22 protein-coding genes and 2 pseudogenes are annotated in these 25471 nt (G+C 69.4%); 16 read left to right on the forward strand and 8 right to left on the reverse strand.

The features are described 5' to 3' along the window. Positions 1-31 precede the first annotated feature (31 nt). From aspS to nudB, 4 genes are all read left to right on the forward strand, one after another. The gene (gene aspS / locus ACK59X_RS17775) at positions 32-1855 is read left to right on the forward strand and encodes an aspartate--tRNA ligase (protein WP_409959297.1); all 1824 of its coding nucleotides are present in this window, start codon (positions 32-34) and stop codon (positions 1853-1855) included. A 154-nt stretch (positions 1856-2009) separates the two neighbouring features. Beyond that, positions 2010-2801: a curli production assembly/transport component CsgG gene (locus ACK59X_RS17780; protein WP_409959298.1), complete on the forward strand. Its 792-nt coding sequence runs from the start codon at positions 2010-2012 to the stop codon at positions 2799-2801. 243 nt (positions 2802-3044) lie between these two features. Then, positions 3045-5726: a chemotaxis protein CheW gene (locus tag ACK59X_RS17785; protein WP_409959300.1), complete on the forward strand. Its 2682-nt coding sequence runs from the start codon at positions 3045-3047 to the stop codon at positions 5724-5726. Further along, positions 5723-6217, forward strand: coding sequence for a dihydroneopterin triphosphate diphosphatase (nudB, locus tag ACK59X_RS17790; RefSeq protein ID WP_409959302.1), 495 nt, complete (start codon positions 5723-5725; stop codon positions 6215-6217). The genes ACK59X_RS17785 and nudB overlap by 4 nt, the downstream gene beginning before the upstream one ends. Here the strand turns inward: nudB and ACK59X_RS17795 are convergent. Further along, positions 6192-7097: a LysR family transcriptional regulator gene (locus ACK59X_RS17795; RefSeq protein WP_409959304.1), complete on the reverse strand. Its 906-nt coding sequence runs from the start codon at positions 7095-7097 to the stop codon at positions 6192-6194. The genes nudB and ACK59X_RS17795 overlap by 26 nt on opposite strands. A gap of 115 nt (positions 7098-7212) precedes the next feature. Here ACK59X_RS17795 and ACK59X_RS17800 point away from each other — a divergent pair, with 115 nt between their 5' ends. From ACK59X_RS17800 to ACK59X_RS17820, 5 genes and pseudogenes are all read left to right on the forward strand, one after another. Further along, positions 7213-8688, forward strand: coding sequence for an aldehyde dehydrogenase family protein (locus tag ACK59X_RS17800; protein ID WP_409959306.1), 1476 nt, complete (start codon positions 7213-7215; stop codon positions 8686-8688). A 25-nt stretch (positions 8689-8713) separates the two neighbouring features. Beyond that, on the forward strand, positions 8714-9607 hold the full coding sequence (locus ACK59X_RS17805; protein ID WP_409959308.1) for an extradiol ring-cleavage dioxygenase: 894 nt from the start codon (positions 8714-8716) through the stop codon (positions 9605-9607). Further along, complete coding sequence (locus ACK59X_RS17810; RefSeq protein ID WP_409959310.1) at positions 9604-10560, forward strand: fumarylacetoacetate hydrolase family protein; 957 nt, start codon at positions 9604-9606, stop codon at positions 10558-10560. Before ACK59X_RS17805 ends, ACK59X_RS17810 begins: the two co-directional genes overlap by 4 nt. 2 nt (positions 10561-10562) lie before the next feature. Further along, positions 10563-11378, forward strand: coding sequence for a 2-oxo-hept-4-ene-1,7-dioate hydratase (hpaH, locus tag ACK59X_RS17815; RefSeq protein ID WP_409959312.1), 816 nt, complete (start codon positions 10563-10565; stop codon positions 11376-11378). A 10-nt stretch (positions 11379-11388) separates the two neighbouring features. Continuing rightward, positions 11389-12186: pseudogene (locus tag ACK59X_RS17820) on the forward strand (aldolase/citrate lyase family protein); the annotation flags it as partial. A gap of 106 nt (positions 12187-12292) precedes the next feature. On the opposite strand, the gene ACK59X_RS17825 reads toward ACK59X_RS17820, so the two are convergent. After that, a complete protein-coding gene (locus tag ACK59X_RS17825; protein ID WP_409959314.1) occupies positions 12293-14119 on the reverse strand; it encodes a response regulator in 1827 nt (608 codons plus the stop codon). Between the two features lie 136 nt (positions 14120-14255). Here ACK59X_RS17825 and ACK59X_RS17830 point away from each other — a divergent pair, with 136 nt between their 5' ends. The 7 genes and pseudogenes from ACK59X_RS17830 to ACK59X_RS17860 all read left to right on the forward strand — a co-directional run bounded on the left by ACK59X_RS17830 (position 14256) and on the right by ACK59X_RS17860 (position 19554). Then, a complete protein-coding gene (locus tag ACK59X_RS17830) occupies positions 14256-14993 on the forward strand; it encodes an endonuclease/exonuclease/phosphatase family protein (RefSeq protein WP_409959316.1) in 738 nt (245 codons plus the stop codon). Beyond that, entirely contained in the window at positions 14990-16198 is a 1209-nt protein-coding gene (gene clsB / locus ACK59X_RS17835; protein WP_409959318.1) for a cardiolipin synthase ClsB, read from the forward strand. Before ACK59X_RS17830 ends, clsB begins: the two co-directional genes overlap by 4 nt. Before the next feature lie 118 nt (positions 16199-16316). Further along, a complete protein-coding gene (gene folE / locus ACK59X_RS17840) occupies positions 16317-17045 on the forward strand; it encodes a GTP cyclohydrolase I (RefSeq protein ID WP_409959320.1) in 729 nt (242 codons plus the stop codon). Between the two features lie 2 nt (positions 17046-17047). Continuing rightward, positions 17048-17464, forward strand: a pseudogene (locus ACK59X_RS17845) (BLUF domain-containing protein); the annotation flags it as partial. A 97-nt stretch (positions 17465-17561) separates the two neighbouring features. Further along, positions 17562-18443, forward strand: a complete 882-nt coding sequence (locus ACK59X_RS17850; protein WP_409959322.1) for a DMT family transporter — start codon at positions 17562-17564, stop codon at positions 18441-18443. Positions 18444-18446: 3 nt separating this feature from the next. Continuing rightward, the gene (locus ACK59X_RS17855; RefSeq protein ID WP_409959324.1) at positions 18447-19307 is read left to right on the forward strand and encodes a DUF429 domain-containing protein; all 861 of its coding nucleotides are present in this window, start codon (positions 18447-18449) and stop codon (positions 19305-19307) included. A gap of 4 nt (positions 19308-19311) precedes the next feature. Beyond that, entirely contained in the window at positions 19312-19554 is a 243-nt protein-coding gene (locus ACK59X_RS17860) for a hypothetical protein (RefSeq protein ID WP_409959326.1), read from the forward strand. On the opposite strand, the gene ACK59X_RS17865 is transcribed toward ACK59X_RS17860, so the two are convergent. From ACK59X_RS17865 to ACK59X_RS17890, 6 genes are read right to left on the reverse strand one after another with little or no spacing between them, the layout of a single operon-like run. Beyond that, positions 19555-20169, reverse strand: coding sequence for an alkylhydroperoxidase domain protein (locus ACK59X_RS17865; RefSeq protein ID WP_409959328.1), 615 nt, complete (start codon positions 20167-20169; stop codon positions 19555-19557). Beyond that, positions 20166-20834: a CMD domain protein gene (locus tag ACK59X_RS17870; RefSeq protein ID WP_409959330.1), complete on the reverse strand. Its 669-nt coding sequence runs from the start codon at positions 20832-20834 to the stop codon at positions 20166-20168. The genes ACK59X_RS17865 and ACK59X_RS17870 overlap by 4 nt, the downstream gene beginning before the upstream one ends. Next, positions 20831-21937, reverse strand: a complete 1107-nt coding sequence (locus ACK59X_RS17875) for a putative FMN-dependent luciferase-like monooxygenase (protein WP_409959332.1) — start codon at positions 21935-21937, stop codon at positions 20831-20833. Before ACK59X_RS17875 ends, ACK59X_RS17870 begins: the two co-directional genes overlap by 4 nt. Continuing rightward, positions 21867-23579: a dipeptide ABC transporter ATP-binding protein gene (locus tag ACK59X_RS17880; RefSeq protein WP_409959334.1), complete on the reverse strand. Its 1713-nt coding sequence runs from the start codon at positions 23577-23579 to the stop codon at positions 21867-21869. Before ACK59X_RS17880 ends, ACK59X_RS17875 begins: the two co-directional genes overlap by 71 nt. Further along, the gene (locus ACK59X_RS17885; protein WP_409959336.1) at positions 23576-24517 is read right to left on the reverse strand and encodes an ABC transporter permease; all 942 of its coding nucleotides are present in this window, start codon (positions 24515-24517) and stop codon (positions 23576-23578) included. The genes ACK59X_RS17880 and ACK59X_RS17885 overlap by 4 nt, the downstream gene beginning before the upstream one ends. Positions 24518-24522: 5 nt before the next feature. Then, positions 24523-25464, reverse strand: coding sequence for an ABC transporter permease (locus ACK59X_RS17890; protein ID WP_409959338.1), 942 nt, complete (start codon positions 25462-25464; stop codon positions 24523-24525). Positions 25465-25471 lie beyond the last annotated feature (7 nt).

Below are 25471 nucleotides of genomic sequence, written 5' to 3' on the forward strand. Positions count from 1 at the left end.
AATGCGCCCGAGGGGCGCCGGAAGTTCTGCCATGGCCATGCGTTCCCACTATTGCGGTCTTGTGACCGAAGCCCTGTTGGGCCAAACCGTCACCCTCTCTGGCTGGGTGAACCGTCGCCGCGACCACGGTGGTGTGATCTTCATCGACCTGCGCGACCGCGAAGGCTATGTGCAGGTGGTGTGCGACCCCGACCGCGCCGAAATGTTCAAGACCGCCGAGGAAGTGCGCAACGAGTACTGCGTGCAGGTCAAGGGCGTGGTGCGTGCACGCCCCGACGGCACCACCAACGACAAGCTCAAGAGCGGCCAGATCGAAGTGCTGTGCCACGAACTCAACGTGCTCAACCCCTCGGTCACGCCTCCGTTCCAGATCGACGAAGAGAACCTGAGCGAGACCACGCGCCTCACGCACCGCGTGCTGGACCTGCGCCGCCCCTACATGCAGAACAACCTGATGCTGCGCTACAAGGTGGCCATGGAGGTGCGCAAGTTCCTCGACGCCAACGGCTTCGTGGACATCGAGACCCCCATGCTCACCAAGAGCACGCCCGAAGGCGCGCGCGACTACCTGGTGCCCAGCCGCGTGCACGACGGCCAGTTCTTCGCGCTGCCCCAGTCGCCCCAGCTGTTCAAGCAGCTCCTGATGGTGGCTGGCTTCGACCGCTACTACCAGATCACCAAGTGCTTCCGCGACGAAGACCTGCGTGCCGACCGCCAGCCCGAGTTCACCCAGATCGATATCGAAACCTCGTTCATGGAAGAGCAGGACATCCGCGACATGTTCCAGGGCATGATCAAGACGGTGTTCCAGAACACGCTGGGCGTGGACCTGGGCGAGTTCCCGGTCATGACCTACCAGGATGCGGCTTTCCGTTTCGGCTCGGACAAGCCCGACCTGCGCGTGAAGCTGGAGTTCACCGAGCTTACCGAGGTGATGAAGGACGTGGAGTTCAAGGTCTTCTCGGGCGCGGCCAACATGAAGAACGGCCGTGTGGTCGCCCTGCGCGTGCCCGGCGGTGCCAAGGAAGGCGCCGGCCTGTCGCGCGGCGAAATCGACGCCTACACCGAGTTCGTGAAGATCTACGGCGCCAAGGGCCTGGCCTGGGTCAAGGTCAACGACCTGTCCAAGGGCCGCGAAGGCCTGCAAAGCCCGATCATCAAGAACATCCATGACGCCGCGATCACCGAGATCCTCCAGCGCACGGGCGCACAGGACGGCGACCTGATCTTCTTCGGTGCCGACAAGGAAAAGATCGTCAACGACGCCATCGGCGCGCTGCGCATCAAGATCGGCCACAGCGAGTTCGGCAAGAAGACCGGCCTGTTCGAAGACCGCTGGGCCCCGCTGTGGGTGGTGGACTTCCCGATGTTCGAGTACGACGAGGACAACCAGCGCTGGAACTCGGTGCACCACCCCTTCACCAGCCCCAAGGACGGCCACGAGGACTGGATGGTGACGGCGCCCGAGAAGTGCATCTCCAAGGGCTACGACATGGTGCTCAACGGCTGGGAAATGGGTGGCGGCTCGGTCCGTATCCACCGCGCCGACGTGCAGCAGAAGGTCTTCGACGCCCTGAAGATCTCGCCCGAGGAAGCCCAGGAGAAGTTCGGCTTCCTGCTGGACGCGCTGCAGTACGGTGCGCCCCCGCACGGCGGCTTGGCCTTCGGCCTGGACCGCATCGTGACGCTGATGACCGGTGCCGAGTCGATCCGCGACGTGATCGCCTTCCCCAAGACCCAGCGCGCCCAGTGCCTGCTGACCCAGGCCCCGTCGCCCGTGGACGAGAAGCAGTTGCGCGAGCTGCACATCCGCCTGCGCAACCCCGATGCCGTGAAGACCACGGCGGGGGCCTGAGCAGGCAGGCCGGAGCCAGCCACCCTGTCATCCCCATGACCGGGCACGCCTTCGGACAAAGCGGTAGCGGCCATCGGCCGGTGCCGCTTTTTTCATGGGTGAGTCCCTTGCGTTCCCTTTCCCCATTCTTTCGAGGTCGTCCATGCGCTCTTCCATGAAAGCCCCCTTCGTGCTGGCGGTGTCCGCCACCCTGCTGCTGGCCGGCTGCGGTGAAAAGAAGACCGAGCTGGGCCAGGGTGGCTCGGTGGTCACCGGCTCTGCCGGCCCGGCCGGCGCGCAGGATGCGGCCAAGGAGCTCACCAAGTGCACCCAGCCCGTGGCCACCCTGGCCCTGGCCGAAAACCCGAATGGCTACACCGTGTCCAGCAGCTACCAGCTGCCGGCCTCGCCCGTGCCGCTGATCCGCCTGATCGCGCAGCAGAGCGGCTGCTTTCGCATCGTGGACCGTGCGGCCGGCCTGCGTGGCACCGTGCAGGAGCAGGAACTCAAGGACGCGGGCATTCTGCGCAAGAACTCCACCGTATCCAAGGGCAAGGGCTACGAGGCGCAGTACACCCTGACCCCGAGCCTGACCTTCAGCGAGCAGGACGCTGGCCGCAGCATCGCGGGCATCATCGCCATGATCCCGGTGCTGCGCGACATCGCCGGCCTGGTGGGCCTGGCCGAACAGGTCAAGTTCAAGGAGGCGCAGACCGCGCTCTTGCTCACCGACAACGAGACCACCGAGCAGGTGGCTGCAGCCACCGGCGCCGCGCGCAGCACCGACCTGGGCGCGGCGGGCCTGCTCTGGGGCCGCATGGGCGGTGCCGGGGGCGCGGGCTGGAGCAATACCAACGAGGGCAAGGTGATCGCCACCGCCTTCCTCGACTCGCACAACAAGCTCGTGACCCAGGTGCAAATGCTGCAGGCCAAGGAACTGCCGCCACCTGTGGCGACGAGGAAGTGACCACCCCCTGAGTGGGGCCGCGCCGCTTTCGCAGGTCGCGGGTGGCGCCATGGAGGACTGGGTCTCCGCACGCAGGAGGCGGGCGGTAGGGGGCGGAAGTCCGCCCGCTGGGGGCGTACCTGTCAGCCTTGCGCCAATCCGGTAAATATATTTGCAAAAGGCCTGCAATATGCCTGTTTGCAGACAGCGGGCCGGGCCGCACAATGCGTCGTCACCGGGCCCACCGCGCAAAGGACCTTTCCCGTGCAAACCTCCCCGACCTCTCCCGAACAATGGCTGCGTTACATGCCCTCCGCGCAGCACCAGCGCCAGGAGCTGCGCCTGGTCGAAAGCGCCTGGGACCAGCTCTCGCTGCTCTCTTCGCTGTCGCTGCTGTCCTCCAAGGCCGCGTCGGGCGGTGACCTGGCCCAGGCGAGGCGGGACTTTGCGGCGCTCTCGCACGACCTGCTGCAGGGCCTGGTGGGCGAGGCCCTGAAGAACCGCACCGAGGACCTCGGCGCCCGCGCCCAGGTGTGCATCGACGTGCTGGTGCGCAACCTGTTCGAGCGCACCGCCGACATCGGCTTCTTTGCCACCGACGTGGGCGTGGCCGAGTACCTGGCCGACCCCGACCCGGCCCTGCGAGCGCTGATCGAGGCGCGCCTGGCCGAATACGCCAGCAAGTACACGGTCTATGGCAACATCTTCCTCTTCGACACCGGCCTGGAGCCCTGCGCCAGCCTGCGCGCCGTGGCGCCGGTGGGGGGACTCGACCAGCAGGATGCCGATGGCGCCTTTCTGCGCGCGGTGCTGCAAAGCGATGCCGCCTACGTCGAGCACCACGCCGTGCACGGCTTTTGCGGCAGCGCCGCCGAAACCCTGGTCTATGCCCGGCGCGTGCACTGCAGCGGGCGCATCGTGGGTGTGCTGTGCCTGGAATTCAAGCTCGCCGACGAGATGCCGGCCATCTTCGATTCGGTGCAGGACGGAGATGCGCAGGGCGGCACGGCGCAGGGCAGCGATGCGGTGCTGGCCCTGGCCGATGCCGATGGGCGTGTGCTCGTCTCGGGCGACCCGCTGCAACTGCCCGCAGGCTGGCGGCTGCCCCAGGCGGCGGCTGCCGGCGTGCACCTGCTGCGCCATGCCAGCCGGCGCTACCTGATGGCCGTGCGCGACACCCAGGGCTTTCAGGGCTACCAGGGACCGGGATGGCGCGGCTTGGCACTGTTGCCGCTGGACCTGGCCTTCGACGAGGCCGGCCATGACGAGCGCAGCGCGTTGGCCGGCGAGCTCTCGGGCCAGGCGGAGCTGCTGTCGCAGGAGCTGCGCGATATTCCCCGGCGCTCGGCCGCCATCCAGTCGGCGCTGGAACGCTCGGTCTGGAACGGACTGCTCGAGCTCAACCAGATCGGCGAGCCGGGCGGTGGGAACGGTGCTGTGGGCGGGGAGGCCGCAGCGCCGCGCGAGCTCCTGTTCGCCAAGACCCTGCTGGCAGAGATCGGGGCCACCGCGCGCAAGACCGCGCAGGCCTTCTCCAGCGCCCTGCAGGACCTCTACGGCGTGGTGATGCGCTCGCTGCTGCGCGACGCCCAGGGCCGCGCCGCGCTGGCCATGCAGATCCTGGACCGCAACCTCTACGAGCGTGCCAACGACTGCCGCTGGTGGGCGCTCACGCCGCAGTTCGCGCGCACCCTGGCCGCAGGCACCGTGGGCTGCAGCCAGGCCACGGCGGTGCTGGCCGAGATCAACGGCCTGTACACCGTGTACGCCTGCCTGGTGCTGTTCGGGACCGATGGCCGGGTCATGGCCGTTTCGCAGCCGGGACAGGCACGCCATGTGGGCGCACGGCTCGACGAGGACTGGGCACAGCGCTGCCTGCGCCTGCAGGGCAGCCAGGCCTACACCGTGAGCCGCTACGAGGCCAGCCGTTTCTACGGCGAAGGCCCGACCTTCGTGTATGCCGCCGCGGTACGGACCGGCGTGGGCGAGGGCATGGGCGCCAGCGCGTCCGGGCCGGTGCTCGGTGGCATCGCCATCGTCTGGGACGCGGCCAACCAGTTGCAGTCCATCCTGGACGACTGCGCCGTGGGCACAGGCGCGCGCGACGCGCTGGCCTTTGTGGATGCAGACGACCGGCTGGTGCGCGCCAGCGGCGACGCTGCCACCATGCAGGCGCGCGAGGCCATTGCCAGCAGCCGCCAGGGCGGGCGCATGGCTGCGCTCGGCGGCCAGCTCTACGGCGTGGGCCAGGCGCGTGGCCAGGGCTACCGCGAGTTCCGCACCAGCGACGGCTACGAGCACGGCCTGGCGTGCCTGGTGCTGCGCCACCTGTGCGAGCGCCGCGGGGTCGTTTCTTCGGTACCCCAGCCCGATGCCCACCCGGGCGCCGCCCGCGTGGGCCAGGAGAATCGCCTGCAGATGGCAACCTTCCTGATCGGCAACCACTGGCTCGGGGTGGATGCGTCCCAGGTCGTCACGGCCGCGCCCGACATGGTGGTGCTCAACGGCGGGGGGGCGCGTGCGCCGTTCCTGGGGCTTGCGCAGATCGGCGCACGCGTCTATTCCGTGGTGGACCTGCGCAGTGTGGTGGCGCCGGCGCCGGGCGATGCGCCCGTGCAGCGCGCAGCCGACCCCACCCGCCAGATGGTGCTGGTGCGCGTGCCGCTGGAGAATGGTGGCACGCGGGATTTCATCCTGCGCGTCGATGCGCTCGGCGCCATGCTCGACCTGGACCGGCGCGCGCTGCGCCCGGTGGGCGTGGCGGGCGGGCCTGCCGGCAATGCGCTGATCGATGCCGTGGTGCCCGTGCCCACCTCGGGCGGCGGCAACCCCGGGCAGCAGGGCCTGCTGTGCCGCATCTCCGCGCGCTGGCTGCTGCAGTGCGCGCTGGGCGCGCTGACCGAAGGGCCCGCGCACGACGTCGACGCCCTCGTGGCAGCGGCATGAGCAGCCCGGGGGAGGGGGCGCCGGCGCGGCCTTTCAAGATACCGCAGTCGGTGCTGGTGGTGATCCACACGCCGGCCCTGGAGATTCTGCTGATCCGCCGCGCCGACGGCGGCGAGCACTGGCAGTCCGTCACCGGGAGCAAGGACAGCGAGGACGAGCCCTGGGAGACCACCGCCGCGCGCGAGGTACAGGAAGAGACCGGCATCGACGTGCGGGCCCCCGGCTGCGTGCTGACCGACTGGTACCTGGAAAACATCTATGACATCTGGCCCCAGTGGCGCCACCGCTATGCGCCGGACGTGGTGTTCAACCGCGAGCGTGTCTTCGGTCTGTGCGTGCCCGCCGGAACGCCCGTGGTGCTGAGCCCGCGCGAGCATGTGGCCTTCCAGTGGCTGCCCTGGCGCGACGCGGCGGACCGGTGTTTTTCCGCCTCCAACGCCGAGGCCTGCTTGCAGCTGCCCCGGTTTACCGCCGCTGCGGCAGCACCCTGATCAGGTGCTCTGCAAAGCCCTCGGCTGCCGGTGAGGTGGCGCGCTGCGTGGGGCTGTACAGGCACACGTAGCGCATGGCCTCGGGCGCCAGGATGCGCCGGCGCACCAGGCCCAGGGGCTTGGCCAGCGCGCCCACGTAGTCGGGCGCCAGCGTGGCAGCGACATCGGCCGCCGCCAGGCCCAGGGCGGTGGAGATGTTGTCCACGATTTCCACGGGCGTCACGCGCTGTTCGCTGGGCAGGCCGGTGTGCATCTGCGCCACGCTGCGCTCGTGGTCACGACCTGCGGCCACCAGGGGGTGGGCGTGCAATTGCTCCCAGGTCACGCTGCGCTGGCGTGCCAGTGGGTGGGTGGGGGCGCACCACAGCACCCAGGGGCTCTGGAAGAGCTGGGTGCGGGCCACGTCCTCGCCGCAGGCGCGATCCGGGCCCAGGGCCAGGTCGGCATCGCCGCTGGCGACCGCATCCACGAGCTTTTCCACCGGCACATCGCGGATGTGGATGCGCACCTTGGGCCGGTCCTGCAGGTAGGCCTTGATGGCGCGCGGCAGGATCACGCTGGCCACAACCAGCGGAGCGGCGACGCGCACCACGCCAGCCGCGCGGTTGCGCACATCGCTGGCGGCCGACTGCGCCATGCGCAGGTGCTTGAGCACCGATTCGGCCGAAGCCAGGAACTCTCGCCCTGCGCTGGTGATGGCCACCCGGCGCGTGCTGCGCTCGAAGAGCTTGAAATCGAGCACGTCCTCCAGTTCGCCCACGAGCTGGCTCACCGCCGAGGGCGTGAGCGCCAGCCGGTCCGCCGTGGCGGTGAAGCTGCGCATCTCGGCGACGGTGACGAAGGCTTCGAGCTGGCGCAGCGTGAAATGGGGCAGGGACATGGCCATTCATTAGACCATCTTCACAATCGGTAAGAAAGCGTTGATTGTGGTCGGCGCATCGCGTCACGATACTTTGCGACCAAAGCGCACACCGCAGCCCCGATGGAGACACCCCTTGAGCACCGAGACCCTGAACGTCGCCGGCATTGCCGTATCGCCCCACCATTACATCGACGGCCAGCGCGTGGCCTCGGACATGCGCTTCGACCTGCATTCGCCCATCGACCAGGCGCTGCTGGGCCGCATCAGCGAGGGATCGCCCGCGCAGGTGGACGCGGCCGTCACTGCGGCAGCGCGCGCCTTCCCCGCATGGAGCACCCTCACGGCGGCCAAGCGCAAGCCGTATCTCGACCGCTTCGCCGCCGAGATCGGCAAGCGCGCCAACGATTTCTGCACGCTCGAATCCAATGATGCGGGCGTGCTGCTCTCGCGCATGAAGCACGGCGTGGTGCCGCGCGCCATGCTCAACATCACCTGGTTCGCCGAGCATGCGCTGTCCCTGCAGGACCGCCCCATCGAGACCGAGCAGGCCACCCACATGGTGCGCCACGACCCGGCCGGCGTGGTGGCCATCATCACGCCCTGGAACGCGCCGCTGATGCTGGCCACCTGGAAGCTCGGCCCGGCCCTGGCCGCAGGCAACTGCGCCATCGTCAAACCGCCGGAATGGGCGCCGCTGACCAGCAGCCTGCTGGCCGACTGCGCGCACGCGGCCGGCCTGCCGCCCGGGGTGTTCAACCTCGTGCAGGGCGCGGGTGCCAGCACCGGTGCGCGCCTGGTCAGCGACCCGCGGCTGGCGCGCATCTCGTTCACCGGCTCGGTGCCCACGGCCAAGTGGATCGCCCAGTCGGCCGGCGCCAACCTTGTGCCTTGCAGCCTGGAACTGGGCGGCAAGTCGGCCTTCATCGTGCTGGAGGATGCCGACATCGACAACGCCGCCGCCACCGGCGCGCTGATGTACCGCAACGCCGGCCAGGTGTGCCTGGCGGGCACGCGCTTCCTGGTGCACCGCAAGGTGCACGATGCCTTCGTCACCGTGCTGCGCGGCTATGTGGAAAAGCTCACCGTGGGCGATCCACGCGAGGAGGCCACCGAGGTCGGCCCCATCATCCACCCGCGCCAGGTGGAGCGCGTGCACGGCTTCGTGCAGCGCGCCGTGACCGATGGCGCCACGCTGCTCTGGGGCGGTGCTCACCACCCCTTCGGCGCGCAGTACTACCAGCCCACCTTGCTCACCGATGTGCGCCAGGACAGCGAGATCGTGCAGAACGAGGTCTTCGGCCCGGTGCTCACCCTGCAAAGCTTCGACAGCGACGAAGAGGCTATCGCCCTGGCCAACGGCACGGACTACGGCCTGGGTGGCGTGTGCTACGGCGCTACCGAGCATGCCAGTGCCGTGGCGCAGCAGGTGCGCACCGGCTTCATCTGGGTCAACAGCTTCGGCATCCGCGACCTGGCCGCGCCCTTTGGCGGCATCAAGCGCAGCGGCGTGGGCCGCGAGGGCGGGGATTGGAGCTTCGAGTTCTTCTGCGATGTGAAGGACATTGTTGTTCCGAAGAAGCCTTTCCGCGCAAGTTTCAGCCACCGATAAGCCATCTTCAGAGGAGACACACACCATGGGAAGCATCGTTGGCGCCGCCATCGTCTCGCACCACCCCGGCCTGATGCAGTGCGAGGAATTCCGCGTGCTGCAGGGCGCGGGGGCCGACTCAGACCTCATCCCCGGCTATGCGCGCCTGCGCGAGAAGATCGCCGCGGCCCGGCCCGACGTGGCCATCATCTTCGACTCGCACTGGTTCACCACCGGCTACCACCTGGTGGACGGCGCGCCGCGTTACCAGGGCATGTTCATCTCCGACGAGATGCCCTGGTACCTGCACGGTGTGCCGTACGACTACTGCGGCCACCCGGACCTGGCGCTGGCCATCGAGGCCGTCTCGCGCGAGCAGAAGGGCTATAACCGCGTCATCAACCACCCGGACCTGGGCAAGCAGTACGCCACCATCAACCTGGTCAAGCACCTGCGCCTGGAGCGCAGCGACACGCCCGTGGTCACCGTGAGCTCGTGCCAGAACTGCGACTGGCGCCACTTTCTGAAATCTGGCGAGGCGATTGCCGAGGCCGTGCGCCGCAGCGGCCTGCGTGTGCTGCTGCTGGCCTCGGGCGCGCTCAGCCACAAGTTCAACCCCATCGACTGGAAGCCCAACCACCCGCGCATCTTCCACGAGAGCAATGTCTCGCGCCCCGAGAACGTGGTGAGCGACAAGGGCGCCATCGCGCTCATGGAGCAGGGCCGGCACGACATGGTGCTGGACCGCTGGCAGGACGAGTACCGCAAGATGCCCTGGGAAGCCTTCGGCGCGCACTACCTGCAGATGCTGGGCGCCATGGGCGGTGCCGACTGCCGCGCGAAGGGCGTGGCCCTGTCGGCCTACGAGAACGCACGCGGCACGGGCAACGTGCACATGTGGTTCGATGGTGAACCAGCGACGGCGGAGGTGGCTGCATGAACTTCGAATTCCCGATCACCGAACTTCCCGCCGTGATGCGCGGCCCGCGCGTGGAGCGCCGCCGCGTGCTGGTGGGTGGCAGCGCCTGTTGGGGCACCATGGTGGAAGAGGGCGCGCAGCAGGGCCAGTTGCGCCTGGACGATGGCCGCGTGGTGGACCCGGCCCGTGTGCAGCACCTGCCGCCGGTGGCGCCCAGCAAGGTCATCGCGGTGCACATCTCGTACAGCTCGCGCAGCTTCGAGACGCGCAACCAGCCCAAGCCCACCGAGACGCCGACCTACTTCACCAAGCCGCCGACCTCGGTCAACGGCCATGGCTGCGAGATCCACAAGCCCGCCGACAGCCTGTACCTGAACTACGAGGGCGAGTACGCCGTGGTCATCGGCAAGACCTGCCGCAACGTGCTGCCCGACGAAGCCTGGGATTACATCGAGGGCTTCTGCCCGGCGCTCGACATGGGCCTGCAGAACTACCGCGACACCGACCAGGGCAGCATGCTGCGCGTGAAGGGGGCGGACACGCTCTTGCCCATCGGCCCGGGCGTCGTGCGCGGCGTCAACCTGTTCGAGCAGACGCTGCGCACCTACCGCAACGGCTTGGTGGTGCAGGAGGCGCACATCGGCGACGAGACCATCTGGGGCCCGCACTACGTGGTGGCCGATATCGCGCGCCACATCACCCTGGTGCCGGGCGACGTGATCCTGATGGGCACGCCCTGCCATTCGCGCTCGGTGGACCCGGGCGATCGGGTGGAGTGCGAGATCACCGGCCTGGGCCGGCTGGCGGGCACGGTGGTGGCCATCGATGCGCCGCGCGCCTCGGCACTGGGCGTGGGCCACCAGCCCACCGACAGCCCCGAAGTGCGGCGCGTGGCCTGCGGCTTCGACGAGCGCGTGCCCGAGCACCTCAAGGCCAACTACCGGCAGGCCGCAAAAGAGAACAGGAAGGATTGACGATGCTCAGCGATGCCTTGATCCAGCAACTGGCCCAGGAACTGCACCAAGCCGAGAAGACCCGGGTGCAGGTGGGGCATTTCTCCAGGCGCCACCCCGGCATGACGGTGCAGGACGGCTATGCCATCTCGCGCGCCTGGGTGGCGATGAAGATCGCCGAGGGCCGCAGCGTGCGCGGACACAAGATCGGCCTGACCTCGCGCGCCATGCAGATCGCCAGCCAGATCACCGAGCCCGACTTCGGCACCCTGCTGGACGACATGTTCTTCGCCGAGGGCGGCGACATCCCCATGCAGCGCTTCATCCTGCCGCGGGTGGAGGTGGAGCTGGCCTTCGTGCTCAACAAGCCGCTGCGCGGCGAGCCGGGGCGTCCGCCGGTGAGCATCTTCGACGTGCTGGCCGCCACCGAGTACGTGGTGCCCGCCATCGAGATCATCGACGCGCGCATCGAGCAGCACGACCGCCACACGGGCTTGATGCGCAAGGTGTTCGACACCATCTCCGACAACGCGGCCAATGCCGGCATCGTCACCGGCGGGCGCCCGGTGCGGCCCGATGCGGTGGACCTGCGCTGGTGCGGCGCGCTGCTCTACAAGAACGGGGTGATCGAGGAATCGGGCCTGGCCGCGGCCGTGCTCAACCACCCGGCCACGGGCGTGGCCTGGCTGGCCAACAAGCTCGCACCTTATGGCGAGGGGCTGGCGGCGGGCGAGGGGGTGCTGGGCGGCTCGTTCACCCGCCCGGTGGCGGCTGCGGCGGGGGACACCTTCCATGCCGACTACGGGCCGCTGGGCAATATCGCGTTCCGTTTCGTGTGAGGGGATCGCTGTGCAGACACCCCTGAACACCTTCAAACAGGCCCTGGCGGCGCGGACGCCGCAGATCGGCCTGTGGTTCGGGCTGGCCAGCGGCTATGCGGCCGAGCTGGTGGCGGGCGCCGGCTTCGACTGGCTGCTGCTCGATGGCGAGCATGCGCCCAACGACGTGCCGCGCATGCTGCAGCAACTGCAGGGCGTGGCCAGCGCACGCGCCATGCTGGGCACGGGGCCGCACCCCGTGGCCCGGGTGCCCGTGGGCGATACGGCGCTGATCAAGCAGCACCTGGACATCGGCGCGCAGACGCTGCTGGTGCCCATGGTGGACACGCCCGAGCAGGCGGCCCAGCTGGTGCGCGCCATGCGCTACCCGCAGGACGACGGGCAGGGCGGCATCCGCGGCATGGGGGCAGGCCTGGCGCGCGCCTCGCAGTGGATGCGCTACCCGGGCTACCTGAAGGAGGCCAACGCCCAGGTGTGCCTGCTGGTGCAGGCCGAAAGCACCCTGGCCATGGAGAACCTGGATGCGATTGCCAACACGCCGGGCGTGGATGGCGTGTTCTTCGGCCCGGCCGACCTCTCGGCCAGCATGGGCCATGTGGGCAACCCCGGGCACCCTGCGGTGCAGGTGGCCATCGAGGACGGTATCCGTCGCGTGCTGGCGGCGGGCAAGGCACCTGGCATCCTGATGGCCGACGAGAAGCTGGCACGCCGCTACCTGGAACTGGGCGCGGTGTTCGTCGCAGTGGGCGTGGACACCAGCGTGCTGGTGGCGGCCACGCGCGATCTGGCGGCGCGCTACGGGCGGGCCCTGCACATGGCAGCTGCGGCGGCGTCCGCGCCGGTACAAATGGCAGCTGCGGCGGCGTCCGCGCCGGCAGGGGCCCGGTCTACGGTTGATGTCGGGGCGCTGCCGCCTACAGGGGGCGCAGCCGGAGCTTCTCCGCCGGGTCGAAGGGTTCGGGGGCGGGCACGCCCAGGATATCGTCGATGGATGGCTCGTCGGGCATGTCCAGGATGTCGTCCGCGCTGAGCTTGTTGCTTGCGGCGAGGGTGTTCAGGGCCGCTGTGGTGGCTGCCGCCGCAACCGCTGCCGCTGCCACGGCCGGCGCGCGCGTGCGTATCACCACGCCGCCAGGGCGGCGATCGCCATCCTGCCCCAGCACCGCGCGCGTGGGGGCGTTGCCGCAGCGCGCCCGCACGGCCTCGATGCTTTCCTGCAGGGACTGGGCATCGGGGATGCGCTCGCGGTGGCGCTGCAGCACCTGCTGGGCCATGTCGGCGAGCTTGGAATTCAGGGTCGTGCCGGCCTGTTGCAGCAGGCTGCGCACGGCGCCCTCGGCATCGCCCGCCAGGGCCTGCGCCATGGCTTTCTCGGCCGTGCTGTTGATCTCCGGAAGGCAGCCGCGCACGATGTCCGCGTAGGGCGGGTGCATGTTGCAGGCATTGGCCATGAGCTCGGTCAACCCCCGGGTGTTGGCATAGCGCATGCCCAGGGCGCGCACCCAGCTTTCCCCGTCGGAAAGATCAATGGAGGTGGCGCCGAGCACGGACAGCAGGCTGGCCAGGTTGCTGGCCGCCTCGAAATCGAAACCGGCTTCGTCGATCTCGCGCGCCATGTTGCGCACTGCGGCCACCGCCGCCGAGAACTGGCGCTGCTGGATGAGCTGCAGGGTGCGCACCACGTCCGCCAGGCGCTGCACGCGCTGGCTGTCGGCATGGCGCTCCAGGATGCGCGTGAAGTCGGCCACGCAGCGCTCGATGCCCTTGCGGTCGTTGTCCGCGAAGTAGGAGAAGCCCAGCAGCACCAGGGCCTGGAAGTCGAAGAGCTTGGAGTCGACACCCAGCATGGCCGCGCGCGCCAGCACGCTGGACGCGGTCTTGCGGTCGCCCATGTAGAACGACATCATGCCCAGCTTCTGCAGGCGCACCACCGAATCGGGGGTGAGCCCACTGGCCGTGCGGTAGGTTTCGATGGCATCGGCAAAGTTGCCCAGTTCGACCTGGGCGCGGCCCAGCACGTCATAGGCATCGGCGAACGAAGCATCCTCGCCGATCAGGCCCTGCAAGGTGGTGATGGCGCGTGTGGCCTGGCCCGATTCGATCTGCGCGCGCGCCACGCCGAGCTTGGCCCAGGGCAGGGCGCGCGCGGCGATCACGGCTTCGAACAGGGTGCGCGCCTCGTCGTGGCGGTTGAGCCGCAGCAGCAGCTCGGTGCCGATGCGCGCGGCGTACAGCCAGTAGGGCTTGCGCGCCTCGAAGCGTTCCACGCACAGGCGCGAGGCTTCCTCGAAGTCCTCCAGTTCGATGGCGTCGAAGATGGGCTTGAGGTGGATCTTGCGCAGGCGCGCCAAGCTCAGCCGCTCGAACAGGGCACTCGGGGTGAACGGCTTGAGCAGGTAGCCGTCCAGTGCCGATTCGGCGGCCTCGGCCACGGCGGCATACGAGGCTTCTGCCGTGACCATGAAAAACACCGTGGAAAACGGCAGCAGCTGGGCCCGGCGCAGGTCGTCCAGCAGGGTCTGCCCGGAGTCGCCGGACTCGCTGAAAAACTGGTCGCACAGCACATAGTCGAACACGGTGTGTTCGAGTCGGGCACGGGCGTCGCGCACGCGGCTGCATTGCACGATCTTGGTGACGCCGTACTCGCGCAACTGCCCCACCAGGATGCTGCGCGACGTGGCATTGCTGTCGATGATCAGTGCCAGGCTCTCTGGTGGATCCGGGTCTTTGGCTGTAGCCATCTGCAGCTCGGGGTTGGTGTAATTAAAAGTAACTGCTCACTGCAAGCACAGTGTATGCCCGGTGTGCGCATTGTGCGATGCGGGTAAGCACCGCCCGGCCTGCCAAGTGTCGGTTGCTTGCGACACAATGGCAGCCATGGACAACACAGACATCCTGCGGGTGGCGACCTACAACATCCACAAGGGGGTGCAGGGCATCGGCCCGGCGCGCCGGCTGGAGATCCACAACCTGGGCCACGCGGTCGAGCAGCTCGATGCCGACATCGTCTGCCTGCAGGAGGTGCGCCGCATGAACCGGCAGGAGGCCAGGTACTTCCAGCGCTGGCCCGAGCTGCCCCAGGCCGAGTACCTGGCGCCCGAGGGCTACGAGGCCGTCTACCGCACCAACGCCTTCACCCGCCATGGCGAGCACGGCAATGCGCTGCTCTCGCGCTGGCCGGTGGTCGGCCACCAGCACGAGGACATATCCGACCACCGCTTCGAGCAGCGCGGCCTGCTGCACGTCGAGGTGGCCGCCCATGGCCGCAAGATCCATGTGATCGTTGTCCACCTGGGGCTGATCCCGGGCAGCCGCATCCGCCAGATCGAGCGCCTGCAGCGCTTCATCGAGCGCGAGGTGCCGGCCAGTGCGCCGCTGGTAGTGGCGGGCGACTTCAACGACTGGGGCCTGCAGGTCAAGCGCATGCTCGCGGGTTTCGGCCTGTACGAGTTCGAGGAGCCCCGGGCCTTCACCTACCCCGCGCGCCTGCCCCTGGTGCAGCTGGACCATGTCTATGTGCGCGGCCTCACGCCCCTGTCGCTGCATGTGCCACGCGGGCGCATCTGGTGGCGCATGTCCGATCACCTGCCCCTCATTGCCGAATTCGGCCTGTGAGCTTCGCCGCCGACCACCGGGTACGCCTGCTGCAAGGCGCACAGGAGCTGTTCCCGGCGCTGGTCGGGGCCATGGATGCCGCGCTGTCGGACATCCAGTTTGAGACCTATATCTTCGACTTCACCGGCAGCGGCGCCAGCGTGGCCGAGGCGCTGGAGCGGGCCGCCTGGCGCGGCGTGCGCACCCAACGGGTGGTGGATGGCGTGGGCACCGGGGCCCTGCCGGGTGAATGGGCGGGGCGCCTGGAAGCCGCGGGGGTTCAGGTGCGCGTGTATTCGCCGCTCGGGCCGCTGGGCCTGCTGCTGCCGCAGCGCTGGCGCCGGCTGCACCGCAAGCTGTGCGTGGTCGATGGCTGCGTGCTGTTCTGCGGCGGCATCAACGTGCTGGACGACCTGTACGACCCCAACCACGGCGCGCTGGCCGCACCGCGCCTGGACTTTGCCGTACAGGCCACGGGCAGCCTGGTGGCAGCGGCCAGCGAGACCATGGACCAGCTCTGGTGGCGCATGCAGGCCGTGCGCGACATGCGCGAGCGCCGCCTGCCCGAGGCCTTGCAGGCCCTGCGGGTGGCCAGTGCCGCCCGGCATGCGGCCGACGAGGCACAGCATCAGGGGCCGGCCATGCGCGCCGCGCTGCTGCTGCGCGACAACGTGCGCCACCGCAGCCGCATCGAGAAGGCCTACCGCCGCGCGATTGGGGCGGCGCGGCACGAGGTGATCATTGCCAACGCCTACTTCCTGCCCGGCGGCAAGCTGCGCCGCGCACTGCTGATGGCGGCGCGCCGCGGCGTGCGCGTGCGCCTGCTGCTGCAGGGGCGCTACGAGTATTTCATGCAGTACCACGCCGCGCGGCCGGTGTACGGTGCGCTGCTCGAAGCGGGGGTGGAGATCCACGAGTACGCGCCGAGCTTTCTGCACGCCAAGGTGGCCGTGGTCGATGCGCTGGGCGAGCGGCCCTGGGCCACGGTGGGCTCGTCCAACCTCGACCCGCTGAGCCTTCTGCTGGCGCGCGAGGCCAACGTGGTGGTGGAGGATGCGGCCTTTGCCGCCGACCTGCGCGGACGGCTGGTGCAAGCCATGCAGCAGGCCGGCCGGCGCATGGAGCCGGCGCGCTATGCCGGGCGGCCGCTGCGCCAGCGCGTGCTCGATGGCGCGGCCTATGCGCTGATGCGCCTGGCCCTGTGGATCACGGGAAAGCGCTATTGAGCACCATGCATCGATTTTTTGCTACACAAATAGGAGCTATATGGTGATGTTCCATGGGCGATAGCTGCGCAAAACCCTTGCAAGGCGGTCCCCCTCGATCACTGTTACGATGCCGGACATGTCCAGTCCCACTGCCGCCGATATGACGACCACCCCGCCGGACGAAGAAGGCACGCCCGTCTCCGTCAAGATCCGAGAGCGCCTTGCCGCCGCGCGCAAGCGCTTCCACGCCAACGACAACATCGCCGAGTTCATCGAGCCCGGCGAGCTGGAGAAGCTGCTGGACGAGGTCGAGGTCAAGATGCAGGGTGTGCTCGACAGCCTGGTCATCAACACGGAAGGCGACCACAACACGCACAACACCGCGCGCCGTGTGGCCAAGATGTACCTCAACGAGGTGTTCAAGGGCCGTTACGTGGCGCAGCCCCCGATCACCGAGTTCCCCAACGCCGAGCACTTGAACGAGCTCATGATCGTCGGGCCCATCACGGTGCGCAGCGCCTGCAGCCACCATTTCTGCCCGGTGATCGGCAAGATCTGGATCGGCGTGATGCCCAACGAGCACACCAACGTGATCGGCCTGTCCAAGTACGCGCGCCTGGTCGACTGGGTCATGGGCCGCCCCCAGATCCAGGAAGAGGCCGTGGTGCAACTGGCCGACCTGATCATGGAAAAGACCCAGCCCGACGGCCTGGCCATCGTCATGGAGGCCAGCCACTTATGCATGTCCTGGCGCGGCGTGCGCGAGATGGACAGCAAGATGATCAACTCCGTGATGCGCGGTGTGTTCCTCAAGGACCCCTCGCTGCGCCGTGAATTCCTGTCCCTCATCCCTGGAAAGAACTGACCATGCTCGTACGCCTGCTCTATGCCAGCCGCGCGGTGGACACCTCGCCCGCCGCCATCGAAGCCATCCTGATGCAATCGCGCCAGCACAACCCGGGCAGTGGCATCACCGGGGTGCTGTGCTACGGCGGCGGCATCTTTTTGCAGGCCATCGAGGGCGGCCGGTCGGCCGTGAGCGACCTGTACGGCCACATCCAGCGCGACCCGCGCCACCAGAACGTGGAGCTGCTGCACTACGAGGAGATCTCCGAGCGCCGCTTCGGCGGCTGGACCATGGGCCAGGTGAACCTGTCCAAGATCAACCATTCCATTTTGCTCAAGTACTCCGAAAAGCCCGAACTCGACCCGTATGCGGTGTCGGGCAAGGGGTCGTTCGCGCTGTTGGAAGAATTGATGGCCACGGCGTCGATCATGGGGCGCGAATACCAGGCACCGGGCCGCATGGCCCGCCGTCCGACCACGGGCCGCAGCCGCCAACGCGCTGCGGCCTTTTGTTTTTTTTCCTGCATTTTCCACCGTGACCCTCAATGCTTTCGGCCTCATCATCCTGGCGGGCCTGATCCATGCCTGCTGGAACATCGTGGCGAAGAAGGCAGGCGGGGATTCGCGCTTCGCGTTCTTCACTTCGCTGCTGCTGATGCTGGTATGGGCGCCGCTGGGCTGGTACTTGGGCCGTGACGTGGTGCCGTTGTGGGGCGCGGTGGAGTGGGGCTTTGTGGCGGCCAGCGGGCTGCTGCACGTGGGCTATTTCGTCATCCTGCTGCGCGGCTACCGCAAGGCCGACCTCACCGTGGTCTACCCCCTGGCGCGCGGCTCGGGGCCGCTGATGTCCTCGCTGGTGGCGATCACGTTGCTGGGTGAGCGCATTTCGGCGCTGGGCGTGGCCGGCATTGCGGGCGTGGTGGGCGGGGTGTTCCTGATCGCAGGCGGACCCGCCCTGCTGCGTGCCGCGCACGACCCGGCCGCGCGCGAGCGCGTGCACAAGGGCGTGTTCTACGGCTTGCTCACGGGCGCTTTCATTGCCAGCTACACGGTGGTTGATGGCTATGCCGTCAAGATTCTGCTGATGTCGCCCATCCTCGTGGACTACATGGGCAATTTCGTGCGGGTGGCGCTGCTCGCGCCCGTGGTGCTGCGGGACCTGCCCACGGCCGGGCAGCTGTGGCGCGCGCAGTGGCGCTTTGCGCTGCTGGTGGCGGTGGTCAGCCCCGTAGCCTACGTACTGGTGCTGTACGCGATGAAGGAGGCACCCATGTCCCATGTGGCCCCGGCGCGCGAGGTGTCCATGCTCTTTGCCGCGCTGATCGGCGGGCATCTGCTGGGCGAGGGCGACCGCGTGGCGCGCATCTGCGGTGCCGTGCTGATTGCGGCCGGCGTCACCGCGCTCGCTCTGGGGTAAGCCATGCTGCTTGGCTGTGATTTTTCCAGCAGCCCTACGCGGCGCAAGCCCGTGGTGCTGGCCCTGGGCCGGCGCGAAGGCGCGCGCGTGCAACTCACGGAACTGGTGCGTCTGGAGACGCTGGCCGCCGTGGGCCGCTGGCTGGCCGAGCCACGTGCCTGGGTCGGCGGGTTCGACCTGCCCTTCGGCCTGCCGCGCGAGCTGCTGCAGACCCTGGGCTGGCCCTTGCAGTGGCATGCCAGCATGCAGCACTACCGCACGCTCACGCGCCCCCAGATCCGCGAAGCCTTCGCGGCCTTCTGCGATGCCCGCCCCGTGGGCGGCAAGTTCGCGCACCGTGCGACCGATGGGCCGGCGGGCTCCAGCCCGTCGATGAAGTGGGTGAACCCGCCCGTAGCCTACATGCTGCACGCGGGGCTGCCGCTTCTGCTCGATGCCGGCGTGCACCTGCCCGGCCTGCACGCAGGTGATCCCACGCGCGTGGCGCTGGAGGCCTACCCCGGCCTGCTGGCGCGCGAAGTGCTGCAGCGGCGCAGCTACAAGAGCGACGACGTGGCCAAGCAGACGCCAGACCGCCTGATCGCACGCAAGGACCTGCTGACCGCGCTGGAGCTGGGGCAGACGCGCCTGGCCCTGCGCCTGAAGCTCACGCACGCCCAGCGCGACGCCCTGGTGGCCGACGCCAGCGGCGACAGCCTGGATGCCGTGCTGTGCATGCTGCAGGCCGGCTGGGCCGAGCAGCGCCATGCCGAGGGCGACGCCCTCTATGGCCTGCCGCCCGGCCTGGACCCGCTGGAAGGCTGGATCGTTACCGCGCCCATGCCCCTGGCGGGTGCAGGGATGGACAAGAGCGCTCCACAATAGGGCCATGACAGGAGCCCTTGCGTTCATGGAGGCCCACCGGCTGCGGGCTGGTGCGCTTGCCTGCGCGCTGGCTGCCACGGCCGCATTCGCTGCGCCCGCGCCCTGGTTCTACTGGCGCAGCAAGGTCGATGGCCAACGCGTCTGTGCGCAAACCTCGCCTGGCCAGGGCTGGGTCAAGGACAGCCAGCCGTATGAAGGACCTGGTTGCACCCCGCGTCGCAAGGTGCTCATCGTGCCCATGCGGTGATCAGACCTTCACGGCAGCTTCCTGGGGCTCACCCAGCGACAGCATCAGCCGGTTCGCCCAGTTGAAGAACGCGGCGCCGTGCAGCGCATCCGAGATCGCCGCGTCGTCCAGGCCTTGCTCGCGCAGCGCCGTGATGTGCTCCGTGCCAAAGTCCAGCGGCGTGTCGCTGAGCGCCACCGAGGCCTGCACGATGGCATTCCAGCGCGGGCCCAGGTCGGTGCCCGTGCCTTCGTCGAGCAGGCGCTGCACGTCGTCCGCGCGGCCCGAGAAGTGCGAGGCGAAGCGTGCGTGCACCGAGGCGCAGTAGATGCAGCCGTTGTGGCGCGAAGCCGCGGCGGCTGACAGCTCGCGCTCGGCGCGCGGCAGGCCGGCGTCGGGGTTGTAGAAGATGTCCTTGTCGGTGCGGGTGCGCGCGCCCAGGATGTCGGGGTCGCGCGCCAACAGCCGGAAGTAGGGCGACTTGGCGCGCGCCGCGTCCACCAGGCCCGCCAGGTGGCGCTCGGTCAGTTCCGCCTCTGGCAGCGGGGCCAGCCAGGGCAGCCATTCGAGCTGGGCCTGCGTGAAGGCCACGGGTTCCTGGCTGCCGGGGTGCGAAAGGGTGGTGCTATCGGTCATGCCTGGGTGGCCTCGCTGAAAGGGTGTTTGCCGGTGCGTGCGGGGGCGGCGGCCAGGGCACGCAGCCCCGCCACCACGCGGATCTGGAACGCCAGGAAGGCGACCAGCTGCGAGAGGGTCACGATCTCGGTGGCGCGCCAGCCGGCGTCGAGCAGCGCCTGCAGGGCAGCGGGGCTGGCATCGCGCGGGTGGAAGGTCAGCAGGTGCGCGTGCTCCAGCGCGGCCGACAGCGGCGTGCCCAGCACGGCGCGCTGGGCATCGCCCACGCGGTAGGCGGGGCCGGGCGTGTCTTCCTCGCTCAGTGGGCCGGGCGGGTAACTGCCATAGGGGCCGCGGGCCGCGCCACGCACCACTTCGGCCGCGATGGCCTGGGGCACGCCGGCGCGGGCCTGGCGCGCACCCTCGGCGGCCAGGCCGGCGTTGTAGAAGGCCGTGGCGTCGGGCTGCTGGTGCAGGCCGGCCACAAAGGCCGCCACGGCCTGGCGGTCGGCCAGACTGAAGCGGCCGGGCTGCGGCGCCGCGGGCTCGAACAGCGCCAGGTAGCTCTGCTGCGCATGGGTGCGCGCCTGCAGGCGGTGGCGGCGGATGGTGTCGAGCCGGTCGCCCGGCGCAATGCCGGTGAGCAGGTCGATCACGTCGGGGGTGGTGTCGGCGGTCTGGGTCATGCGGGTTCCGAGGCGGGTTGGGGCAAGGCGGTGCGGGGCGTGGCTGTGGGGGCGTGCCGTGGCACCCAGCCCAGGGCGGGTGCGACCTCGGTGGCGGTGAGTTCGATGGAGCGCAGGATGGCCGCGTGCGGCGGATCGATGGAGTGCGCCTGGAACACGAGGTCCGTCACGCGCTCCAGGGTGGTGTCGGCGCGCAGTGAGGCGATCACGTCTTCGGGCGTGCCCACGTGCCCGTCGTAGGCGGTGATCAGCTGTTCCAGCGGCGCATCGGGACCCAGGCGGGGCGCGCTGCCCGGCGCGGCGGCCAGCGCCGCGAAACGCGCGGCCGCGCGGCGCAGGCCTGTGTCGGCCAGGCGCAGCGCTTCCTTGCGGCTGTCGGCCACGAACAGGCTGCGCGAGCCCACGATGCGCGGCGTGGTGCCGGCGGGGAGGGCAGCGAGGTAGGCGTCGATGATGGGGTTTTGCAGCGCGGACAGCGAGGCGTCGGGCGCATCGCCGGGCCGTGGCTGGGTGCGCGAGAGCATGAGCCCGTCGCCCGCCAGCCCGGCGCGCGTACCCCCAGCCACCGAGAAGGTGGCTTGCCAGATGCGGCCGAGCAGTTGCTGTGCGGCGGGGTAGAGCATGTCGCCCCCTGGCAGCGGCTGGCCGGCCCAGGCGTTGCGCAGCACGGCCAACTGCCGGGCAAAGAGGGCGGAGCGGTCTTCGCTGTCGTGCCCGAAGGCGGCGAACGACTCGGGCGTGCCACCCGTGCCCACGCCCACGTCGAGCCGCCCGCCCGCGAGCAGGTCCAGCACGATGGCGTCTTCGGCCACGCGCACGGCATTTTCCAGCGGCAGGGTGATGATGCCCGTGCCCAGGCGGATGCGGTGGGTGCGTGCGGCCACGTGCGCCAGAAAGACCAGGGGCGAGGGCAGGCCGCCCTCGTGCTCGTGGAAATGGTGCTGCGCGACCCAGGCCGAGTCGAAGCCCAGCGCCTCGGCATGGGCGATCTGCTCGGCCACCAGCCGGTAGCGCTCGCCTGCCGGGGCGTCGTCAAGCAGCCTGCTGAAGAAGCCCAGGCGCTTCGGCGTCGGAGGATGGATCGGGGAGCTTGGAGAGGGCACGGTCGTTGTTCCTTGGTGCGGCGTTGCCGGGGATGGCGTTGATGAGTTCGCGCGTGTAGTCGCTGCCGGGGTGCAGGAAGACGTCCTGCACGCGTCCTGTATCCACCTGGCGGCCGGCGTGCAGTACCGAGACGGTGTCCGCGATCTGGCGCACCACAGCCAGGTCGTGCGATATGAAGAGGTAGGTCAGCGCCAGGTCGCGCTGCAACTGGTCGAGCAACGCGAGGATCTGCGCCTGCACGCTCACGTCCAGGGCCGAGACGGCCTCGTCGAGCACCAGCACCTGCGGGCCCAGGATGAGCGCGCGCGCAATCGCCACACGCTGGCGCTGCCCGCCCGAGAGCGCGCGCGGCGGGCGCTGCAGCACGGCCGGCGGCAGGCCCACGCGGGCCAGGATGTCGTGCACCCGGCGTTCGCGTTCGGGCCGGGCGACGGGTTCGTAGTTGAGCAGGGGCTCCTCGATGATCTGGTAGACCGTCTGGCGCGGGTCCAGCGAGCTGAAAGGGTTCTGGTGCACCAGCTGGATGTGCCGGCGCGCCTGGCGCAGCGCTTCGCCACGCAGTGTGGCCAGGTCGATGCCCTGCACCAGGATGCGACCCGCCGTGGGCCGCGCAAAACCCACCACGTCGCGGATGGTGGTGGTCTTGCCCGAGCCCGACTCGCCCACCAGCGCATGCGTGGTGCCGCGCCGCACCTGGAAGCTCACGCCATCCACCGCACGAAAAGGCTGGCGCTGCCCGGCCACGGGAAACTCGTGCACCAGGCCTTCGACAGCGATGGCGATGTCCTGTGCCGAGCCATCCTGGTACCTGGGGGTAGGGCGAAAGCGGCCGCCCGACAGCGAAGGTGCATCGGCCAGCAATTGGCGCGTGTAGGCACTGCCGGGGCGGCGCAGCAGGTCCTGTGTGGGCCCCTGTTCCTGGATGCGGCCGCCCTGCATCACGACCAGCCGATCCGCCCGGTCAGCGGCCACGCCCAGGTCGTGCGTGACCAGCAGCACCGCCGTGCCGTCCTCGCGGCGCAGCCCGTCGATGAGGTCCAGGATGCGCCGCTGCACCGTCACGTCCAGCGCACTGGTGGGCTCGTCGGCAATGATGAGGGCCGGGCGCAGCGCGATGGCGATGGCGATCAGCACGCGCTGCTTCATGCCGCCCGAGAGCTCGTGCGGGTACTGGTGCGCACGCAGCGCGGGCTGGGACAGGCCTACGCGTTCAAGCAGCTCCAGCACGCGCGCCTGAATGGCCTGGCGGTTGCCGTAGCGGTGGATGCGCAGGATCTCGCCCACCTGTTCGCCCACCGTGCGCACGGGGTTGAGCGAGCTGGTCGGGTCCTGCGGGATCAGGCTCACCACACGGCCGCGCACGCCGTCCAGGCGTTCGGGCGGCCAACCCGCGATGTCCGTGCCGTTCAGGCGGATGGAGCCGTGTTCGAATTCGCCGTTGTCGGCCAGCAGGCCGATCACGGCCTGGGCCGTGGTGGTCTTGCCCGAACCCGATTCGCCCACCAGCGCCACAACCTCGCCGGGCGCGATGGAGAACGACACGCCATGCACCACGCGCTGCGCGTGCTGCTGCCGGTCGCGGTAGGCAATGGCCAGGTCCCCGACTGCGAGCACCGGCGCCTTGGTGGGGAGGCTGCTCATGGCCGGCCTTTCGCGATGGCCGCGCTGATGCGGTTGGCCGACAGCACCACGGCCACCACCACCACACCGGGCACGGTGGTGAGCCACCAGGCGGTGGCGAGGTAGTTGCGTCCCTCGGCGATCAACAGCCCCCATTCGGGCGTGGGCGGGGGCGCGCCATAGCCCAGAAAGCCCAGGGTGGAGATGGACAGGATGGCCGAGCCGAACTGCAGCGCCGCCATGGCGATCACCGAGGTCAGAGAGTTGGGCAGCACGTGGCGCCACAGCACGGCGGCAAAGCGCCCGCCGCTGCCGAAGGCGGCCTCCACGTACTCGGTGCGCCGCACGCGCACCACCTCCGAGCGCACCAGCCGCGCAAAAGCCGCGACCGAGGCCACGCCCACGGCGATGGCCGCGTTGATGGTGCCAAAGCCCAGGATGATGATGATGGACAGCGACAGCAGCAGCGAGGGCACGGACAGCAGCACGTCCACCGTGCGCATCAGCGCGTCGTCCACCCAGCGGCCCACCGAGCCCGCGACCAGGCCCAGCAGCGTGCCCAGCACCAGGCCCACGGCCACGGCGACGAAGGCACCCGAGAGCGAATGCACGGCGCCATGCACCAGGCGTGCATAGACGTCGCGTCCCAGCGCATCCGTGCCCAGCCAGTGCGCGGCGCTCGGCCCCTGCAACTGGTGGCCGGCCGTGCCCTGGATGGGGTTGTAGCTGGTGAACAGGCCCGGCGCCAGCGCCCAGAGGGCAACGATGGCGATCACCGCCCAGGCCAGCAGCAGGGTGGCGGGTGTGCCGCGCAGCCGGCGCACGGCGCGGGCGAAGGGCAAGGACTGCCGGGGGGCCGGCGCCGCAAGGGGTGCTGCGGCCACTGGAGCGGGTGCATCTGTGCGCTGGGACGTGCCCAGCAGCAGGCCGGGGTCGGCCGTGTGTGAGTGCGTGGTCATGGGGTTCAGGTTCCGGGGGAATGGCGCAGCCGCGGGTCGAGCACCGGGTAGAGCAGGTCCACGGCCAGGTTGATGAGCACGAAGGCCGTGGCCGAGAACACCACCACGGCCTGCAGCACGGCCGTGTCCTGGTTACCCACGGCCTGCTGGGTGAGGCTGCCCAGGCCGTTGAGGCCGAAGACCGCCTCGGTCACCACGGCGCCGGCCAGCAGCTCGCCAAACAGCACGCCAGCGATGGTCAGCGTGGGCAGCAGCGCATTGCGCGCCACGTGCTTCCACAGCACCCACTGGCGCGTGGCACCCTTGGCGCGCGCCACGGCCACGAAGGGCTGGGTGAGCACCTCGTCGATGTTGCGCAAGAGAATCTGCGCGAGCGGCGCCGAGATCGGGACGGCCAGTGTCAGCGTGGGCAGCACCAGCCCCTCCCAGCGCCCGGGGTTGATCACCGGGATCCAGCCCAGGCGGAAAGAGACCACCTGGATCAGCATGATGCCCAGCCAGAACACCGGCACCGAGACGAACAGCGAGGGCAGCGACTGCAGTGCCGAGCGCAGCCAGCGCAGTGGTGCCAGCTGTGCCGCAAACGCCAGCGCCACGGCCAGCAGCAGGGCCGTGGCAAAGCCGAAGCTGGCCAGCCGCAGTGTGGGCGGCAGGTTGGTGGCCAGCCCCTGGCTGACCGGCACGCCCGCCTGCACCGAGTAGCCGAAGTTGCCCGTGAGAAAGCCGGTGAGGCTGTGCAGGTACTGGCGCCACACAGGCGTGTCGGCCCCGTAGGCGGCGCGGATGTCGGCGATCTCCTGCGGGCCCAGAGCGAACTCGGGACTCAGGAACTTGATCAGCACCGCATCGCCCGGCAGCAACTGCAGCAGGATGAAAGACGCCGTGAAGGCGGCCCACAGCACCAGCAGGGCCTGGCCGATGCGGCGCGCGAGGTAGGGCAGGTTCATTGCAAAG

The organism is Acidovorax sp., assembly GCF_046339755.1.
Classification (GTDB): domain Bacteria; phylum Pseudomonadota; class Gammaproteobacteria; order Burkholderiales; family Burkholderiaceae_C; genus Acidovorax.

Coding starts and splice junctions, on each gene's coding strand:
- ACK59X_RS17880 (WP_409959334.1), bottom strand. CDS start 23,579: ATGAGCAGCCTCCCCACCAAGGCGCCGGTGCTCGCAGTCGGGGACCTG.
- ACK59X_RS17855 (WP_409959324.1), top strand. CDS start 18,447: ATGCTGCTTGGCTGTGATTTTTCCAGCAGCCCTACGCGGCGCAAGCCC.
- hpaH (WP_409959312.1), top strand. CDS start 10,563: ATGCTCAGCGATGCCTTGATCCAGCAACTGGCCCAGGAACTGCACCAA.
- ACK59X_RS17805 (WP_409959308.1), top strand. CDS start 8,714: ATGGGAAGCATCGTTGGCGCCGCCATCGTCTCGCACCACCCCGGCCTG.
- ACK59X_RS17885 (WP_409959336.1), bottom strand. CDS start 24,517: ATGACCACGCACTCACACACGGCCGACCCCGGCCTGCTGCTGGGCACG.
- nudB (WP_409959302.1), top strand. CDS start 5,723: ATGAGCAGCCCGGGGGAGGGGGCGCCGGCGCGGCCTTTCAAGATACCG.
- aspS (WP_409959297.1), top strand. CDS start 32: ATGGCCATGCGTTCCCACTATTGCGGTCTTGTGACCGAAGCCCTGTTG.
- ACK59X_RS17870 (WP_409959330.1), bottom strand. CDS start 20,834: ATGACCCAGACCGCCGACACCACCCCCGACGTGATCGACCTGCTCACC.
- ACK59X_RS17810 (WP_409959310.1), top strand. CDS start 9,604: ATGAACTTCGAATTCCCGATCACCGAACTTCCCGCCGTGATGCGCGGC.
- ACK59X_RS17780 (WP_409959298.1), top strand. CDS start 2,010: ATGAAAGCCCCCTTCGTGCTGGCGGTGTCCGCCACCCTGCTGCTGGCC.
- ACK59X_RS17860 (WP_409959326.1), top strand. CDS start 19,312: ATGACAGGAGCCCTTGCGTTCATGGAGGCCCACCGGCTGCGGGCTGGT.
- ACK59X_RS17825 (WP_409959314.1), bottom strand. CDS start 14,119: ATGGCTACAGCCAAAGACCCGGATCCACCAGAGAGCCTGGCACTGATC.
- ACK59X_RS17795 (WP_409959304.1), bottom strand. CDS start 7,097: ATGTCCCTGCCCCATTTCACGCTGCGCCAGCTCGAAGCCTTCGTCACC.
- ACK59X_RS17890 (WP_409959338.1), bottom strand. CDS start 25,464: ATGAACCTGCCCTACCTCGCGCGCCGCATCGGCCAGGCCCTGCTGGTG.
- ACK59X_RS17865 (WP_409959328.1), bottom strand. CDS start 20,169: ATGACCGATAGCACCACCCTTTCGCACCCCGGCAGCCAGGAACCCGTG.
- ACK59X_RS17830 (WP_409959316.1), top strand. CDS start 14,256: ATGGACAACACAGACATCCTGCGGGTGGCGACCTACAACATCCACAAG.
- folE (WP_409959320.1), top strand. CDS start 16,317: ATGTCCAGTCCCACTGCCGCCGATATGACGACCACCCCGCCGGACGAA.